This window comes from Mesorhizobium sp. M0938, from assembly GCF_040319125.1.
GTDB classification, from domain to species: domain Bacteria; phylum Pseudomonadota; class Alphaproteobacteria; order Rhizobiales; family Rhizobiaceae; genus Mesorhizobium; species Mesorhizobium robiniae.
Map to the genome: position 1 here is coordinate 22,131 of NZ_JAMYNS010000001.1, position 16,506 is coordinate 38,636.

Here is a 16,506-nt window from a genome sequence, read left to right on the forward strand (position 1 = left end):
AACTGTCTTTCATCTGCCTGCACTCTTCACCTCCCCCGCACCCACGGCAAATTGCGCCGCCACCCTTCGCAGCCGGACGGCGATCGGCATGCCCATATGCCGAACCGCCGCCGGATCACTGAGCGCCGTCCACATCGCCTTAAGCGGGGACCGCGCCTTGATATGCTGGACCAGCGACAGGAACGACGCCGCCTTGCGCAGGCTGCGCGTGCGCCTGGCGAAAGCGGCCTCGGCGGCTGCGTCCATGGAATGTGTTCTGGCGAAAGCCAGGTCGGCCTTGCGCATCGCCTCGACGTGATGAAGTTCGAGCACGCGGGAAATCGAGCCAGTCCGGATATGGTAGACATAGCCGGACGTCGGCTCGACCACGCATTTGCCGCCCTTGGCCAGGGCACTGGCCAGCAGGATGTAATCTTCGCCAATGATCAGGCTTTCGTCATAGCGAAGCCCGTTTTCGTTCAGGAACCGTCGTTGGAAGATCGGCTTGAGATAGCCAAGATTGAACCTGGATTCGAAGACCACATTGCCGGCGATATAGTCCGCCAGCGAGATTTCACTCAAGCCCTCGAGGTAGTCGGCCGGAAACATCGTCTCTTCGGCGACGCCGTCCTCGCGAACGACCTGGAGATTGTCTATCGCGATCTCGGCGCCTGCTTTTTCGGCGCGGTCAATCATGGTGCAGATCCGGCCCGGGTAGACCGCGTCGTCGGAATCGAGGATTGCGACCCATCTGCCGCGGGCAAGCTCGAGGCCGGCATTTCTGGCGCCGCCAGGACCACGGTTTTGCTCAAGGGCGACGACGCGAACGATGTCTTCGGGATAGGATCGCGCCAGATCGAGCGTCCGGTCGCGCGACTGGTCGTCGACGACGATGACCTCGACACTGACATCGCGCTGGGCGATGGCGCTGGCGATCGCCCGCTCGATGGTCAGTTCCGCATTGTAGGCGGCAATGACAAAGGTGACGTCAGGCTGCACGCTTGCCCCCTTCCTGCGGCGAGGGCAGGCCGTATTGGCGGATTTCACGCACGCCGACGAGACCGCTCACGACGCCGACATGCATAATGCCGCGAAGCACGCTGCGGTTCCTGCGCACGGGACTGATCGCGACCGGGATTGCCGATGCGAAACAAAAGACCGCCTTTGCAGAGGCAAGGCTGACTTGCCTGACCAAAGCGAGGCCACGCGCGTCGCGGCCCAGAAGGTGTCCATGCGTCTGCCCGACACGAAACCGGCGGCGGCGGAGCCAGTCGAATGCGGCCCTGGCGCGCGGCACCACTTCGTCGACCCAGGCCTGCGGCGAAAAGGCGATGCGACCGCCAGCCTTGACCATATGGTCGAAGAATTCGGTGTCTTCGCCGCCGGTCTGGCCACGCGCCAGGCTGAACCGTCGTCCGCGGAGGCTGTCGGCGCCCATCCTGAGCAGAACGTTGCAGGTGTAGCCGGTGCGGATCTCGCCGCGCACCCAGACGGGCAGGGTGGAGTGGAAATCGCCGCGGCGCATCCAATCTGGCGCGTCCGCGCGATAGCGCGCCCGCACCGGTCCGAGTATGGCGGCGGCGCCACTCGCTTCTGCCGTCGCAACCAGTTCGGCGAGCCATCTGGACGATGCCGTTTCGTCGTCGTCGAGGAAGGCGACGAAATCCGACGTGCTGGCGTCGAGACAGGCGTTGCGGGCGATTGAGATGTTGCGTGCCGGGCAATGACGATAGCTGATCGGCAGCTTCAACGTCTCCGCCAGCGTCGCCACCAGCAGCTCGGCCGTCGGACCGTCATCATTGTCGGCGACGATGACGCGGATGTCGAATCCCGAAGGCACGTCCAGGGCGGCTATGGAGCGAAGGGTGTCGGCAAGCTCCGGCCGCCGAAAAGTGCATACGCAGACATCTATGCTGCGGTTTTTCTCGGCCACATCCGTCACGCCACCCTCCTACGCTGTGATCGCTGTCCGAACAGTTGCAGCCAGAAGCCGACGGACCAGCCAAAATGCATGACCATCGCCGAAATCCCGGCAAGGGCGCTGTCCGGACTGCGCTGGCTGATGGCGGTCCACACGCCATAGCCGAGGCAAACCGACGCCCACACCAGGAGCGGCACGATAGCCAGCCAATGCACGAAGAAAAAGGCAGAGAGAAGGACGATGGGAAACACCAGAAGCGGCACCATCTGCCGGACTTTCGGTATCATGCGGTGCTTGAGAACGTTCTTTGCCCGGCCGCGGCCATAGCCGAGATACTGGAAATAGAGGCCGGCGAGCGACGAGCGCGGGTAGTAGATCATTTGCGTCTTGCCGCTCATCCAGATCCGGTAACCGGCCTTGCGCAGCCGGTAGTCGAGCTCCGCATCCTCGTTGTGGCTGAACGTCTCGTCATAGCCGCCGACAGCCTTGAAGGCCGATATCCGCATCAGCGCGTGGTGGCCGTGATCGACCCACTCTCCCACTGAGAGATGCCGGTGCTTGGAGCCGCCCGTGCCAAGCTTGGAATTCTGTGCAGCCGCCACCGCTTTCTGCACCGTGCCGCTGCCGCTGGTCAGCATGGAGACGACCACCGAATCCGCGCCAGTGGCCAGCGCCTCCTCGACCAGCCGATCGCAATAGTCCGGGGGATAGCCGCCATGCGCGTCGATGCGAATGAGATATTCGGCCGCTTCGCCGTAACTGGCGACGGCGAGATTGATCGCCGCGCTCTGCAGGCGCTTTTCATTGTGAAGAAGGACGATCCGCGGATCCGTCCCGGCGATCTCCTCGACGATCGCCCGTGTGCCGTCCGTGCTGCCGCCATCGGCAACGACGATCCGGGCACCGAGCCTCTCGGCTGCCGGTCGAAGCTGATCAACGAGCGCGCCGATGTGAGCCGCTTCGTTCAGGCACGGAATCACGATCAGACTGGGCGCAAGCTTTTCGGTCTGCGTCATCGACCCATGCCCATCTCTAGCCATACTAAGCCAGTGCCTCGGCAGCATATCGATCGGACACAGTCGTCAACGCGCGAAGTTTGTCAACGAGCGCCCGGCAATCGCTGCGATCGTGGCTCCAGGTTCGCGGATTGCGGGCGAGAACGCGCGCCCGCAATCTCCTGAAACGATGCTCCTCCATATCGCCCAGGGCGGCTTCGAGCGCCTCGGGCGTGGCTTGAGTCAAAAGAACGCCGATGCCCTGCCGGTCCAGGAACCGGCCTGTTTCGGTGTTGCCCACGGAGATCGGCACTGCGCCGAAGCGACAGCCCTCATAGAGGCGGTTGGGCAGCAGCCATTCGGAATTCAGCCCTTGCTCAAAAAAATCTATCGCCCAGGAAAAATGAACCTCGCGGTAGATGGTCGGCATATCCTCGGGGTTACGATAGGGCCCGCCAAACGAGAGCCAGGGCTCGGATTCGACGAAACCGTGAAAATCCGGAAATTCGGAAAGCGCCGGACGGCCTCTGAGGATGATTTCGAAGCGGCCCTCCAGCCGTCGGGAAAATTCGGCCAGTAGTTCCAGGGAGCGGCGGCACCGGAGCGCGCCGAACCAGCCGATCCGCCAAGGCGGGGCGGCGGGATGCTCCACCACTATGCGATCTTCCAGCGAAACCGCGGTAGGCTCGAAATATTTATTTTCGAGCAGCTCGACAGGCGCGGCAATCTGACCGAACGGCTTGAAATAATTGGCGATAAAGGCCGGTGAGCTGGTCACCAGCAGGCTTATATCCCTGGCCAGATAGCGTTCCGCGCCGCGCATCGCCTTACCCACCAAGTCGCGGCGAAGCACAAGACGATGGATGTCGAGGCACTCGTAGACGATTGGCACCGTAGCCTGGAACGCCGATTTGGCACGCCGTGCAAGCGCCAGCATTTCCAGATTACGCGCGATGATGAGGTCGGGTCGCGGCATCGAACCGAGCTTCGAGCCGATCGAAACGGCCGCCTTTGTGACCGCCGCCAGCCGTTGGGCGAATCGGCCGTCGCGCGTCGCGCCAAGATCGATCGGCTGCACGCCCTCGACATCGAGGATCGGGCTTGCCGTCCGACGGAAGCCCGCCAGTGTTACCTGGGCGCCGCCTGCCTTGAGCATTATGATCCGCCGGCGCACGGCCGGGTCGGAGACGTCGTGTACCAAGTACAAGACATGCAGCATGAAAACTCGACCGCTGTTGGCCCGCCCGCAAGAATCCTAGTACAGCTCGTGCTGCATCGCAACATTTTTGGTGCAGCGTAGCAAAGAACCACGTTTTTTGTTGCGCTGCAAAATTATTGCCGTAGTTTGATGATGGCATCGGGCGCGGGTCGGAATATCGGGACCGGCACAAAAATCAGGGACCCTGAATTTGCAAGCCAATGCATTCGACCCGCCAGAGGGCTCTCTCCGCAGATCGGTGGGGCGCGGCGCTGTCATCACGGCTTTGGCGCAATCGGTGCGGGTCGCGACGCAGATCGTCTCCGTTATCGTGCTGTCGCGCCTGCTGTCGCCGCAGGACTTCGGTGTCGTGGCGATGTGCGCGCCCGTGCTTGCCTTCATAGCGCTGTTCCAGGATTTCGGCCTGACCCAGGCGACGATCCAGAAAACCGGAATCAGGCATGAGGAGGTCAACTACCTCTTCTGGGTCAATGTCGCGGTCAGCACATTGCTGGCTTGCGTGCTGGCGGTTGCGGCACCCCTGGTCGCCGCCTTCTACGACGAACCGCGGGTGGCCGGTCTGGTGGCAGCGCTTGGGTTGCAGATCATAGCCTATGGGCTGGGCGCCCAGCATCTGGCGCTGCTGACACGTCGGATGCAGTTCGCCCGTCTGGCCGTTATCGATGTCGCAAGTGCCATCGCCGGCCTGGTCGTATCGATCGCCTGGACTTTCATCGACCGTTCCTATTGGGCGCTTTTTGCCGGCACGCTGACAGCAGCCGTACTGCCGACGCTTTGCTTCTGGGCAAACTCGCGATGGCGTCCTAGCCTGCCGCGCAAGGTCAACGGCATCGGCGAACTGATCAACTTCGGCGCCGGCATCACCGGGTTCAATTTCACCAATTTCTTTGCCCGTAATCTCGACAATGTGCTGATCGGAAAATATTGGGGCGAAGCGCAGCTTGGGCTTTATGACCGGGCCTACAAGCTGCTGCTGTTTCCGTTGAGCCAGATCACCAATCCGCTGTCGAAGGTCATGGTGCCGGCTCTTTCCAGGCTGAAGGACGAGCCGGACCGCTACCGCAGCGCTTATCTTCGCGTCATGCCGCTGATCTTGCTGGTCGCACTTCCGGGCGTCGCCTTCGCCACCGCCATGTCCGACGTGCTGATACCGTTCGTGCTCGGCGAGCAGTGGCGGCAGAGTTCCAGCATCTTCCTGGCGCTCGGCTTTGCCGGGCTGCTGCAGCCGCTCAACAACCCGGCGGGATGGCTTTTCATCAGCCAGGGGCGCTCGGGCGATTTTATGCGCTGGGGCATCATAGCGGCCATGACGTCGGTACTGGCCTTCCTGATTGGCCTTCCCTATGGCGCACTGGGGGTGGCGATCGCCTATGCAATCAGCGAGTATCTCAAAACGCCTTTCCTGTGGCTGTATATCGGCAAAACCGGCCCGCTGCGGGCAAGCCATATCCTTCGCGCGGTATCGCCCTTCATGCTTGGCGCGCATCTGGCGCTTGCCGCCATCTGGTTCGTCAAGCCGCTGCTGCCGCAACAGCACATCGTCGCTATGGCCGGTGCGGTGGTAATGTCCTACATGATCACCATTATGGTCGCATTGGCGTTTGCTTCCGGCCGCGAGGCGCTGCGGGAGGCCCTGAAGCTCCTGCCGGCACGGCCGCCCGCGACAGCACCAAGCGAGGCGAAGTAACTTGCGCGGACATCCATTCGAGGACCAGGCCTGATCCCATGCACTACCGATCGATCTCCGACATGAACGATGCGATTGTCAGAAACCTTCACCGGTTGCCGCGCGACATCGACCTGGTGGTCGGTGTTCCCAGAAGCGGCATTCTTGCCGCCACGCTGCTCAGCCTGACGGCGAACATACCGATGACCGATCTGGACAGTTTCCTTGCCGGAAAGATCTACACGTCGGGGGCCACCAAGCGCCGCGCCGCGCTCGACCGGCAAGCGTCGGACATGCGCAAGATTCTGGTGATCGACGACAGCGTCAGCGGCGGCGCCGCCATGCAAGCGGCGCGCAGCCGGGTAGAGGCCGCCGGCATCAAGGCGGACTTCACTTTTGCCGCAGTGTTCGGCCTGCTGCCCCAGCACGAGGAAACCGACATCGTCCTGGAAGTCGTACCGCATCCGAGGATGTTCCAGTGGAACTTCATGCACCACAAATTCCTCGCGCAATGCTGCGTCGACATTGACGGCGTGCTTTGCCTGGATCCGACCGAAGCGGAAAACGACGACGGCCCCGCCTATGAGCAGTTCCTGAGCGAAGCGCTGCCCTTGTTTGGCCCGACCCGCAGGATCGGCTGGCTCGTCACCAGCCGGCTCGAGAAATACCGCGCGCTTACCGAAACATGGCTCGCAAAGCACGGCATCGAATACGACAAGCTGATCATGCTTGACCTGCCGAGCAAGGCGGAACGGCAACGGCTTGGCGTGCATGGCAGTTTCAAGGCCGACTTCTACCGCAAATCCGACGCCATCCTGTTCATCGAGAGCGAGCACCAGCAGGCGCTCAAGATCGCCAAGCTTTCCGGCAAACCGGTGCTGTGCGTGGAAACGCATCTGGTAAGCTATCCCGACACGCTGTCGCTTCCGGCACTCGGACAGACGGCGCGCAACCTTCCCAGCAGATTGCGGGAGATCAGTTCGCCGGACGGGCGCAAGACGGCGATCAAGACCGTCGCGCGCACGCTGCTCGGCGAGCGCGGCTACGAAACGCTCAAGAGCCGGGTCAAACGACCTGCTTGAACCCATTCAGAATTTAGAGCGGTTCGTCGTTTCACGGAAACCCGAACCGCTCTATCTCTTTAGTTTTTAGCAATTCTGGACGGAAAACCGTTTCACACTTTTCCTGGAATTGCTCTAGGCGGCCTGTCGCGAAGGCTGCCGTGCCGCCCTGTCGAGCATCGAGAAGAAAGTCGCGAACTGACTCGCCGGATCGAGCTCCGGACGTTCGGAGAATGCGCGGGCCGCCGTTGAAAGCCGCCTATATTCCTGGCTGTCGGTCCACAGACGCCTGACCACGGCCACCCAATCGGCGAGTGGGGCATCATAGTCCAGCACCACGCCACCGGAGCCGATCGCTTCGGGCAGCCCACCACGACGCGAACCGACGACGGGAATGCCGCTGCAATGCGCTTCCGACGCCACCCGGCCCCAAGCCTCCTCCCACTTGCTGGGGGCGAGCAGGATTTTCGTGCGACCATAAACCGTCTTCATGTCGCTGGTCCGGCTCTCCAGCGTGACGTTGCCGAGCGGCGCGATCGTCCGTTCGATCCTGGCCCGATGATCGTCGTCGAGTTTCCAGCTTTCGACGAACAGGAACGGGATTTCGGAGCAGGCGGCGGCAATGCGCACCGCAAGCTCGAAACCTTTTTCCTCGTAAGGGTTGATCAGCGTGACAAACTCGCCTGTCGTCGGCGTGCTGTAGAGCGCGGGATTGATGGTTGGCGGTATAACCGTCGAATCGATATCGAATTTTGCCTTGTAGGCGCGCGCGGTGAACTCGGAATTGGCGATGTAAAGCGCCGAATGCAGCTCACGCAGATCGCCGCCCAATTCGTGGAACTCGACGTTCCTGAGATAGACGACCAGCGGCACGCCTTCGGCCTGCAGCGCCTTGCCGATCGGAACCGACTTGTGGCACTGGACCACGGCGACATCTGGCCTCAGCTTTTCGACGGCAAAACCCGCCGCCTCCCAGGGAAACCAGGCCCGCACGACCGGATAGCCCGGATAGCTGTCGATGACCGCGCGCTGCCTCAGAAGCTTCATCTTGGCCCGTGCCTTGTAGCCGAAGACGCCTTGGCCGAACAGGGCGGCGAGCACCGACGCCTCATGCCCATGCTCGAGCAACTGCTCGGCAAGATGATGGGTGCTGGATTGGACGCCGCCACTGAACTGGGGCGTGTAACCGTTGCCGCCTGCAAAAAGCACTTTCATGGTTTCGGCTCCTCGTCGCATTCTCAAATCTACGGGCGATGACGCATGGTTTGTTTGCGGGTGAAGGGCTTGCGACCCGCCTCACGCATTCTGTTGCATCTCTAAATTGGCGAACGGATTGGTGCATGGCTGCCATCCGGTGAAGCGGATCGGGTCGGTTGGGGAACTGCGCCGGGCATAGTCGGTCAGCATATGGAACTCGGCAATGACCCAGCGGTCGAAATGCCTCAGATCCTCTTTTTTCTGTTCGGGCAGCAACCGGCGTGCGGCGCCCAATTTCAGCTCCTCAAGCAGGGTGACCGCATCGCCCAGCTTGGTGTTTGGAAATATCCAGGGGTTCCGCTTCTGGAATTCCAGAACGAACTGCTGCAAATGTTCGATGCGCATATTCAGCCTGCCGAAATATCTTTCCAGCGTGACGCGCACCAGGTCCTCGTCCGAAAGCGAGGAAACGGCGGCGTAGGCAATGCCGGTCGAGGCGACTCCGCCGGCCATGATGGCCAGTGCCGCGCGTCGCGAAACCTTGATCATCCGGCCACTTCCTTTCCCGCTATCCGGCTGGCTGCCCGCAGGGAGAGGGCTGCCGCGGTCAGGCTCGGGTTGGCGCAGGAACAGCTTGGATATGTGCTGGAGCCGACGACAACCAGGTTCCTGAGCTGATGGTGGATCATGTCCCGGTCGACGACCGAATCCGCCGGGCTCGAGCCCATCCTCAACGTGCCCTGAACATGCGACTCGGTCGGCCGGATGCCGCGATCGAAAATCTCTTCGACCGGCAGCGGGGCCAGGAGCGCCGGCAGTTTATCCTTTGCCCACGCCATGCCCTTGACGGCATAGTCGGATGCACCCTTGAAACTGACGAAGGCGTTTTCATCCTCGTCGAGGATAACGAGATTTTCCGGTTCGAGCAGGTTTTCGGTGACGATGATGAGGGGAAGCGTTTGACGGACACGTCCCTTTTCCGGCCGCATCCCGTGCTGCCAGCGGTTTTCGAAATAGACCAGCGCCGCCGCATGCTGTGACCTGTGGGCGCCGTCATAAAGGCCGAAATTCAGGCCGGTGGTGATGGTGCTGCCGTCGAAATTGTCGACGCCGTCGAGATAGGCTTCGAAATTCCATCCGTAGGATTCGTGCAGGCCGCGCCCGACGAATTCGCCCGACAGGCCGGACCGCAACATGATCGCCGGGCTCTGGATGGCATTGGCGCCCAGAATGAAAAGATCGCCGCTGACCGAATATTCCTTGCCGTCATGCACGAATGCAACCGAACGGACCGATCCGCCGACATGGTCGAGCCGGCGCACTTCGGCGCCAAGGCAGACCGAAACGTCGGGATGCTCGAAGACGTGCATCAGGCCGTTGTTGGCGGTGAATTTCGCGTCGACCGGGCATAAGCCGCATCGCAAATTGGCGCAGCACGAAGACCGCTGCGCCGTCGGCACACGCGCCCTGGCTGTCGGCACGACAAAATGCTGGTCCGGCTGCGCCGCCTTCATCATCCGGTCCGGCGTCGACATGTGATGCGGTGGTTGTGGAAACGGCCTGGAGCGCGGCATCATCGCGGCCATGTCGGGGTCGCCTGAAATCGACATGAGGTCCTCTGCATCGCAGTAGAACGGCTCGAGCTCGTCATAGCTGATCGGCCAGTCGTTGCCGACGCCGTAGAGGCTTTTCAGCCTGAAGTCGTTCGGATGAAAGCGCGGTGTCTGCGCGAACCAGCAATTCGTTCCGCCACCCAATCCGATGGTGTAGTTCCACGGCTTATCGGAGTTGGTCTTGTAGGTCGTCTCTTCGTCGATGTCGGTGTTGACGTTCTGGTCGAGCTGCCATTCATGCGTGTTGTGCCGGCCCCACTCCAAAACCAGAACGCGCGCCTTTCGCTGCTTCGCGAACGCATGCAGGAAGAAGGCCGAACCGAAACCGGAACCGATGGCGACAAGGTCGAAATGTTCGTTGGCGATCTGTTCCGGCCTGATGCCCAGCACCATCAGATAAAACCCTTTGTTGAAACGAGCATCAAAGCCTTCGTCACAGTCCCTGATGTGCGATCCGGTCTAGCCATAGGCCTTTCCCGCATGGGCCTCACGCCGCCATCCTGCCGATCGAGTGGTATTCGATGCCATGGCGGGCGATGACCTTCGGGTCGTAGAGGTTTCGGCCATCGAAGATGATCGGCGTGGTCAGCGCATCCTTCATCGCGTCGAATGAAGGCGCGCGGAAGCTCTTCCACTCGGTGGCAATCAGCAGCGCATCGGCGCCACGCAGCGCTGCCTCCTTGGTTCCGCACAAGAGCAGATCATCGCGCTGTCCGTAGATTGCCTGGCATTCCTGCATCGCCTCGGGGTCGTAGGCCTGCACCTTGGCGCCGGCCTTCCACAGCGCTTCCATCAAGACACGCGCCGGCGCTTCGCGCATGTCGTCGGTGTCGGGCTTGAAGGCCAAGCCCCACAGCGCAAAGGTCCGGCCCTTCAGATTGCCCTCGAAATATCGGTTCACCTTGTCGAACAGAACCGACTTCTGCTCGTTGTTGCGCTCCTCGACCGCGCGCAGCAGCTTGGCATCGAATTTGACGCCTTCCGCCGCCTTGATCAGGGCGCGCACGTCTTTGGGGAAGCACGAGCCGCCATAGCCGAGCCCGGGATAGATAAAGTGGTAGCCGATGCGCGGGTCGCTGCCGATGCCCTTGCGAACTTCCTCGATGTCGGCGCCCAGCTGCTCAGCCAGATTGGCCATTTCGTTCATGAAGCTGATCTTGGTCGCCAGCATGCAATTGGCCGCGTATTTGGTGAATTCGGCGCTGCGGACATCCATCACGATCATCTTCTCGTGGTTGCGGTTGAACGGGGCGTAAAGCTCACGCATCACTGCCTCGGTGCTCTCGCTGCTGGTGCCGACGATGATGCGGTCGGGCTTCATGCAATCGGCCACCGCGGAGCCTTCCTTGAGGAATTCCGGATTGGAGGCCACGTCGAAAGCCATGTCCTCGCGCCCTCGCGCCTTCAGCGTGGCGGCAATCCTGGCCTTTATTTTTTCGCAGGTGCCGACCGGCACGGTCGATTTGCCGACGACGATCTTGGGCGCGTCCATCTCCCTGCCGATGGCCTCGGCGACGGCCAGAACATATTTGAGGTCGGCCGAACCATCCTCTCCCGGAGGTGTACCGACGGCGATCATCTGGATCACGCCATGCCTGACCGCGGCGGCGGCGTCGGTTGTGAACTTGATGCGGCCGGCGGCATGGTTCTCCTTGACGAGATTTTCGAGCCCGGGCTCGAAAATCGGGATGAATCCCTGATTGAGCCGCTCGACCTTTTTCACGTCGATGTCGACGCACACCACCTGGTGCCCGACTTCGGCAAGCACCGCCGCCTGCACGAGACCGACATAGCCAATTCCAAAGACCGTCAAATTCATTTAGTTTCATCCCTATTCGAGGCTTCGGATCGCTTTCGGTCCGGCCGGTTCAGATTAGCCTTCACTTCACGCTGCATGCCAGCGATTCCGGAAACTGGCATGGCTGGCCGAGCGCCGTGAATGCGACACGGTCCACTTGCATGGTGAGCTTGCGGCCTGGGTCCGAAAACGGGCCCAGCCAGTCCTTCATGGTGTCGCTGCCCCAGAGGCTGAAGAATATCTTTTGCGCATGGGAGGGCAGCTTTGCCGGATCGGTGATCGTGTTCACCAACTGGCCGTTGACGTACCAGCGCAGCCGGTCCTTCTCCCAGACGAAGGCATAATCGTTAAATGCCTTGTCGGTGCCACCTGCTACATCCACCAATTTCTCGTTATTACCCTTGCCGGCTATATAAGCGTTGACCTGCACCTTGGAGGTGTCCTTGGTCAGCACTTCGAAGTCGATTTCGTCCCACGGCTGCTTGTCGGAGGGGCCGATGTAGGTGAAGAAGGCGGTGTTGATGCCGGAGGCCGCATCGGTTTTCATCCGCGCCTCATAGGTGCCATAGCCGAAGCGCTGCTTGGTCTGGATCTCGCCGCAGGCAAAGTCGCGATCCTTCAGCTTCTGCTTTTCGAAACCGAGCGTCAGCACGCCGTCGGAAAGCTTGACCTGGCTTTTGGACCAGGTGCAGTTCTGATGGCTGCCGTTCGTCCAGCCGTCGGAAACGTACCAGCGCGCACGATCGAAGCTGGTGAAATCATCGACGAACGATGGCGCAGTCGGAATATCCTGCGCATGAGAGGGGGTTGGGTCTGCAGCCAGGCCGCCGAGTGCGGCCAGCAGAAACGCGCCGCCCGAACATAGCCGCCTCAGCTTCCCTCGCCCGACCGAGCGCGTAAACGGCCCGCCGCCGATGGCTGGGGTGGTCGTGATTTTCGGATCCGCGTTCATACCAAACTCACCTTTGTGCTGTGCGCCCCCAACCCAAAGTCGACGTTCGAACCGTGACGAAACGAGCTGATCTTGACCTTCTCCCTGTACCTTCCTGGTGCTGCCTCTTTCTTGCCCTGTAGCACCAAATCTCTTGCCTGCGGTGTCACCCACAACTTTGAGATTCATCCCGTGCCGGCGGCCGGCTTGGCGAAACCAGGCTTGGTGGTCGAGCTAGGCTGAGCGCTTTCATCGAAGATCGCATCCAGCGAATGACGGAGATCTTTCATCAATTCGTTCTGGCGCGCGAGCGCCGCGATGCGCCGCTCGCAATTCAGGATCGACCTCGTCAGCTCACTGACTTCCGCGGATCTGCTGGTGGAGACTGCCCCATTCTCCATCGCCTCGACCAGGAAGGCCGCGTTGGTGGCCTTTGTCCGGTAGCGGTTCTCAAGTCCGTTCTTCTCCGCCTCGACCTCGGCCGCGATCTGGTCAAGCAGCTTGGCCAGGCGGTCAAGCCGCGAGACGTCGGTCTGCCTGTCTCGAGCCGGATCCCTTGATCTGAAGCCGAATATCGAGGCCATGCGCTCAGTTCCCTGTCATGGCTGGCCTAAAGCCTAGCCTCGTGTCCGTTCGAGCCAAAAAATCTCGTCGCATCGTCCAGTTCCTCTGACAGGAGGACATTTTCGGGCCGATTCGAACGGCCGGCCAAAATTGCTGCACCGCAACATACATGCCATCCCCAAAGCGAGTAGGCAACCACCTAATGCATGATGCGCAAACGTGCGCGGCGGTTTTGCGACAACGACATGCATAAGAGCAAGAACTCAAAGCGCGTCGCATGACCCTCATCAAACGCGACGCGCTTTGGTGTGGCCAATCGGAAATTCGCATCACTTTGGAGCGGGTTGAGGACCTGTTGACATGAGTGGCATGGCGCCGGCCACGGACAAGCTCAAGTCTCGCCGACCGGGCTGGTTGCGGCCATCAGAAAACGCAGCGGCGGCACAGGTTGCTTCGAGGCAAAGCCGGCGCGTCGAAACAGCGCATCCAGCTTGTCGGCGGCCACGCCGCGAACGATAGGGATGAGGTTGGACTGGCTGGCCAGGGCGTAGGCCGCAGCCGATGTCAGCCCACGCTCATTCTTGACGTCGAGGAAGTTCCGCAACCGGTATTTGTCGCGTACCTGCCGTTCATGCCTCCTGAGCACCGCCTTAGAGCCTTCCGGCAAACTGTCGATCGCCAGCAGCGCCAGATCCGCGTCGGCCAGGCGCTTGAGATCCTGCGTCTTGTGCTGGCCGCTCAACGAATCTGCGCGAACGATCGCGCCATAGCCGCAGGACCTGATGACCTTGAACCGCGCCCCGTGAGCAACCGCACGCGCGTAGAGTTCATAGTCTTCGCCCAGCCGCAGGTTTTCGTCATAACGAAGCCCATACCGGTCGAGAAAAGCACGGCTGATCACCGGTTTGAGGAAACCCAACTCACCTCTCCGCACGCGGCGACTGGAGATGTTGCCCTCGATGAAACGTTCGAAATCGAGGAATTCCGGATCGGCCGAGAACCGCGGCGCGGCGATTTTCGAGACATCGGTCGCCGCATCGTCCCTGATCATCATGATGTTGTCCGCGGCGAAATCCCAATCGGCGCTGGCGAACAACTCGCGAAATCTGCCCTCGAGAAAAAAATCGTCGGCGTCCAGAATACTGATGAACGGCGATTTGGAGCTGGCGATCGCGGCGTTGCGGGCGAAGGAAGGACCGCCGTTGACGTCGAGCCGGATGACGGAAAGCCTGCCGCTGCCGTCGTCGGCCGCCCGAGCGACCTTCGCGGTGTCGTCGGTGGACGCGTCATCGACGACGACGACTTCCGCCACCTCCGGCTCGCGCAATGCCGATGCGATGGCAACCGGGATTGTCCGCGCCGCGTTGCGGGCAGCGATGATCACGCAGACCTGGGGTTCTGTCATCAATTCGCCTCTCGACTGCACCGGTAACTCCGAATTTTCTCGCCGCTCCCCCGTCGAACTTGGATGCAGCGCTCGTTCTCACCGTCCGGCTGTTCAAAAAGCGTCGGCCGACGCTTATGCTGCAAGTGCGAAGCAAAGCATCGCCAAAATCATTCGCTCCGTCCAGTCTTTCCTTTCCGTGTCGTCCCTTTCGATGTCGTCGTGGCGCAAAATCGATGAACGATGAAATGGCCCGCGGATGGCGCGCCGCCTCGCAAGCCGCCCTGCTCATTTTGGATGGAGGCAGACCGTCGATCATCGCGTCGTTCGCCGACTGTGCGGTCGCGACGGAAAACGGCCGCATCGTCGAGATGCGGCTGAATTTGGTGATCAGAAGGCGAGGGAAAATCCGGAGGCCGATTGCCAGGATGCTGTCAAGCAGTCAGAAAGGAATTTCGCCAACGCGACCTGACGTCAGGTCGTCAATGGAGGCTTCTCCGGGCACTGAACTTCTCGCCATCGGCCACATCAGCCGAACTCAGCTTTCGTTCGGCATCGCGAAGCTTGTCAGCCGACGTCGGAGCGTTTCTGGCAACCATGACAAAAACCAGCAGAAAGTAACCCAGCTGGATGACGATGGCGCAGGCTATAGCGCGAAAAAGCGTCGTGCCGAGCGAAGCGCCGGCCAGGTAAGACCAGGCGACCACAACCGCCAGAGCGAACAACATGCCGATGATGAACTTTGGTAGCGACATACCCGACAGCCTGTTAACCTGCCCGGGCAAAAATCGATGATTGACCCACCCCCGAGCCCTCCCTTCGCCATGCGAGCTCGTTGAGGCTGCCCGCTTTTTGGCCGGTTGCTTCCGGCCTATTCCACCCTGTCCATACTCTGACAGAAACAATTTGCAACTCTATTGAGCTGTGCAATAGCAGGCAAGGCCAACCACAAATAATTTTGGGTGAATTCGCGGGATCGACTCCGCCATGTTGCGATGCACACATCTGCACCGCGACCAATCTCCGGATATGGACTCACTTCAGTAACAGCCACAATATTAAATCGTATTTTACTTTATAATCCCCATATGCTTTGCAAAGATAAAGCACCATGATGCTCAAATACGTGGCAAAAAGAGCGATTCGCCCCAAATCAGCCTCAAAAACGCACTAGATTTTTCAAAGTTGCCCATAATATGTCACGAATGTGCCATAAAGGCCAAATTTTGTGCAGGATGGGTTTATTATTTAGTCAATTCATGACGTGATTATTTCAATCGATCGAGAAATTGTGTGTTGCGATGCAGCATTTTTTTGGTATCGTGGCGCCAACCATCCGTTCAACGTATGGAGTTTATGCATGAGGGACGTAGCCAAGTCGGCCGATGCGGATTTTTCGCAGGCCGGCATCGACTTTCCACCAATCGGCGGCCTGCTCAAACGCAGCTTCGATATTGCCGGTTCACTGATTGGCCTGGTTGCGCTCAGTCCGCTGTTTGCAATGGTCGCGCTGCTTGTCAAGTTTTCCGATGGCGGGCCGATTTTCTACGGCCACAGCCGGATCGGTCGGGGAGGGCGGATTTTCCCGTGCCTCAAGTTTCGCACAATGGTTCAGGATAGCGAACAGGTGCTGGCTGCATATCTTGCCGCCAACCCGGACGCCAAAGCCGAATGGATGGCCACCCGCAAGCTCAAGAACGACCCGCGTGTTACGCGCGTCGGGGCCGTGCTGAGGAAGCTCAGCCTCGATGAACTGCCGCAGATCGTCAACATCCTTCAGGGCGACATGAGCCTTGTCGGTCCTCGCCCCGTCGTGCGCGACGAGCTCGAAATCTACGGCAGTTCGGCGGTCTATTATCTGAAATCGCGCCCCGGCCTGACCGGGCTGTGGCAGGTCAGCGGCCGCAACGACGTTTCCTATGACAGCCGCGTCGCATTCGATCGCCACTATGTCGAGAACTGGTCGCTGTTCGAAGACATTCGCATCATTATCAAGACCGTACCCGCCGTCTGGATGTCGCGGGGTTGCTATTGACCGGCCGCCAGCCGGTTCTGTGTCGAGGAGTGACTGTCCCGTGCATCGTGGATTTTCGAAAAGCACGATGCGCAGATTAAAGTGCTGGAGTGTGCTTTTGTGCGTCCCAAGGGACGCACGTCGCTCTAGACGCCAAGCATTCT

At 60.5% G+C, this 16,506-nt stretch carries 15 protein-coding genes; 3 read left to right on the top strand and 12 right to left on the bottom strand.

Annotated elements, in window-relative coordinates:
* Nucleotides 1–9: 9 nt before the first annotated feature.
* From NKH73_RS00105 to NKH73_RS00120, 4 genes are read right to left on the bottom strand one after another with little or no spacing between them, the layout of a single operon-like run.
* A complete protein-coding gene (locus NKH73_RS00105; protein ID WP_352926353.1) occupies nucleotides 10–978 on the bottom strand; it encodes a glycosyltransferase family 2 protein in 969 nt (322 codons plus the stop codon).
* Nucleotides 968–1,921 carry a glycosyltransferase family 2 protein gene (locus tag NKH73_RS00110; protein WP_352926355.1) on the bottom strand — a complete coding sequence of 318 codons (954 nt, stop codon included), beginning with the start codon at nucleotides 1,919–1,921 and terminating at the stop codon, nucleotides 968–970. Before NKH73_RS00110 ends, NKH73_RS00105 begins: the two co-directional genes overlap by 11 nt.
* Complete coding sequence (locus NKH73_RS00115) at nucleotides 1,918–2,916, bottom strand: glycosyltransferase family 2 protein (RefSeq protein WP_352926358.1); 999 nt, start codon at nucleotides 2,914–2,916, stop codon at nucleotides 1,918–1,920. Before NKH73_RS00115 ends, NKH73_RS00110 begins: the two co-directional genes overlap by 4 nt.
* Nucleotides 2,917–2,941: 25 nt before the next feature.
* Nucleotides 2,942–4,114: a glycosyltransferase family protein gene (locus NKH73_RS00120; protein WP_352926360.1), complete on the bottom strand. Its 1,173-nt coding sequence runs from the start codon at nucleotides 4,112–4,114 to the stop codon at nucleotides 2,942–2,944.
* A 190-nt stretch (nucleotides 4,115–4,304) separates the two neighbouring features.
* Between NKH73_RS00120 and NKH73_RS00125 the strand changes: the two genes are divergently transcribed.
* Both NKH73_RS00125 and NKH73_RS00130 read left to right on the top strand, forming a co-directional pair.
* Nucleotides 4,305–5,801, top strand: a complete 1,497-nt coding sequence (locus NKH73_RS00125; protein WP_352926362.1) for a lipopolysaccharide biosynthesis protein — start codon at nucleotides 4,305–4,307, stop codon at nucleotides 5,799–5,801.
* 38 nt (nucleotides 5,802–5,839) lie between these two features.
* Entirely contained in the window at nucleotides 5,840–6,862 is a 1,023-nt protein-coding gene (locus NKH73_RS00130) for a phosphoribosyltransferase (protein ID WP_352926365.1), read from the top strand.
* 114 nt (nucleotides 6,863–6,976) lie between these two features.
* Here NKH73_RS00130 and NKH73_RS00135 read toward each other — a convergent pair whose 3' ends face one another.
* The 8 genes from NKH73_RS00135 to NKH73_RS32555 all read right to left on the bottom strand — a co-directional run bounded on the left by NKH73_RS00135 (nucleotide 6,977) and on the right by NKH73_RS32555 (nucleotide 15,083).
* Nucleotides 6,977–8,056 carry a glycosyltransferase gene (locus tag NKH73_RS00135; protein ID WP_352926368.1) on the bottom strand — a complete coding sequence of 360 codons (1,080 nt, stop codon included), beginning with the start codon at nucleotides 8,054–8,056 and terminating at the stop codon, nucleotides 6,977–6,979.
* A gap of 81 nt (nucleotides 8,057–8,137) precedes the next feature.
* On the bottom strand, nucleotides 8,138–8,587 hold the full coding sequence (locus tag NKH73_RS00140; RefSeq protein WP_352926371.1) for a hypothetical protein: 450 nt from the start codon (nucleotides 8,585–8,587) through the stop codon (nucleotides 8,138–8,140).
* Nucleotides 8,584–10,044: a GMC oxidoreductase gene (locus NKH73_RS00145; RefSeq protein ID WP_352926373.1), complete on the bottom strand. Its 1,461-nt coding sequence runs from the start codon at nucleotides 10,042–10,044 to the stop codon at nucleotides 8,584–8,586. The genes NKH73_RS00140 and NKH73_RS00145 overlap by 4 nt, the downstream gene beginning before the upstream one ends.
* A 94-nt stretch (nucleotides 10,045–10,138) precedes the next feature.
* Nucleotides 10,139–11,470: a UDP-glucose dehydrogenase family protein gene (locus tag NKH73_RS00150; RefSeq protein ID WP_352926376.1), complete on the bottom strand. Its 1,332-nt coding sequence runs from the start codon at nucleotides 11,468–11,470 to the stop codon at nucleotides 10,139–10,141.
* Between the two features lie 61 nt (nucleotides 11,471–11,531).
* Nucleotides 11,532–12,401, bottom strand: a complete 870-nt coding sequence (exoK, locus tag NKH73_RS00155) for an endo-1,3-1,4-beta-glycanase ExoK (protein WP_352927625.1) — start codon at nucleotides 12,399–12,401, stop codon at nucleotides 11,532–11,534.
* A 164-nt stretch (nucleotides 12,402–12,565) separates the two neighbouring features.
* On the bottom strand, nucleotides 12,566–12,964 hold the full coding sequence (locus NKH73_RS00160; RefSeq protein ID WP_352926378.1) for a single stranded DNA-binding domain-containing protein: 399 nt from the start codon (nucleotides 12,962–12,964) through the stop codon (nucleotides 12,566–12,568).
* Between the two features lie 371 nt (nucleotides 12,965–13,335).
* A complete protein-coding gene (locus NKH73_RS00165; RefSeq protein ID WP_352926381.1) occupies nucleotides 13,336–14,349 on the bottom strand; it encodes a glycosyltransferase family 2 protein in 1,014 nt (337 codons plus the stop codon).
* A 461-nt stretch (nucleotides 14,350–14,810) separates the two neighbouring features.
* On the bottom strand, nucleotides 14,811–15,083 hold the full coding sequence (locus NKH73_RS32555; RefSeq protein ID WP_473632740.1) for an exopolysaccharide production repressor protein: 273 nt from the start codon (nucleotides 15,081–15,083) through the stop codon (nucleotides 14,811–14,813).
* 605 nt (nucleotides 15,084–15,688) lie between these two features.
* Here NKH73_RS32555 and NKH73_RS00175 point away from each other — a divergent pair.
* Nucleotides 15,689–16,363 carry a sugar transferase gene (locus NKH73_RS00175; protein WP_352926386.1) on the top strand — a complete coding sequence of 225 codons (675 nt, stop codon included), beginning with the start codon at nucleotides 15,689–15,691 and terminating at the stop codon, nucleotides 16,361–16,363.
* Nucleotides 16,364–16,506 lie beyond the last annotated feature (143 nt).

Bases quoted from the DNA above. Each gene is read 5' to 3' on its own strand.
- NKH73_RS00115 (WP_352926358.1), bottom strand. From the start codon at position 2,916: ATGACGCAGACCGAAAAGCTTGCGCCCAGTCTGATCGTGATTCCGTGC.
- NKH73_RS00120 (WP_352926360.1), bottom strand. From the start codon at position 4,114: ATGCTGCATGTCTTGTACTTGGTACACGACGTCTCCGACCCGGCCGTG.
- NKH73_RS00130 (WP_352926365.1), top strand. From the start codon at position 5,840: ATGCACTACCGATCGATCTCCGACATGAACGATGCGATTGTCAGAAAC.
- NKH73_RS00135 (WP_352926368.1), bottom strand. From the start codon at position 8,056: ATGAAAGTGCTTTTTGCAGGCGGCAACGGTTACACGCCCCAGTTCAGT.
- NKH73_RS00140 (WP_352926371.1), bottom strand. From the start codon at position 8,587: ATGATCAAGGTTTCGCGACGCGCGGCACTGGCCATCATGGCCGGCGGA.
- NKH73_RS00145 (WP_352926373.1), bottom strand. From the start codon at position 10,044: ATGGTGCTGGGCATCAGGCCGGAACAGATCGCCAACGAACATTTCGAC.
- NKH73_RS00150 (WP_352926376.1), bottom strand. From the start codon at position 11,470: ATGAATTTGACGGTCTTTGGAATTGGCTATGTCGGTCTCGTGCAGGCG.
- exoK (WP_352927625.1), bottom strand. From the start codon at position 12,401: ATGAACGCGGATCCGAAAATCACGACCACCCCAGCCATCGGCGGCGGG.
- NKH73_RS00160 (WP_352926378.1), bottom strand. From the start codon at position 12,964: ATGGCCTCGATATTCGGCTTCAGATCAAGGGATCCGGCTCGAGACAGG.
- NKH73_RS00165 (WP_352926381.1), bottom strand. From the start codon at position 14,349: ATGACAGAACCCCAGGTCTGCGTGATCATCGCTGCCCGCAACGCGGCG.
- NKH73_RS32555 (WP_473632740.1), bottom strand. From the start codon at position 15,083: ATGTCGCTACCAAAGTTCATCATCGGCATGTTGTTCGCTCTGGCGGTT.
- NKH73_RS00175 (WP_352926386.1), top strand. From the start codon at position 15,689: ATGAGGGACGTAGCCAAGTCGGCCGATGCGGATTTTTCGCAGGCCGGC.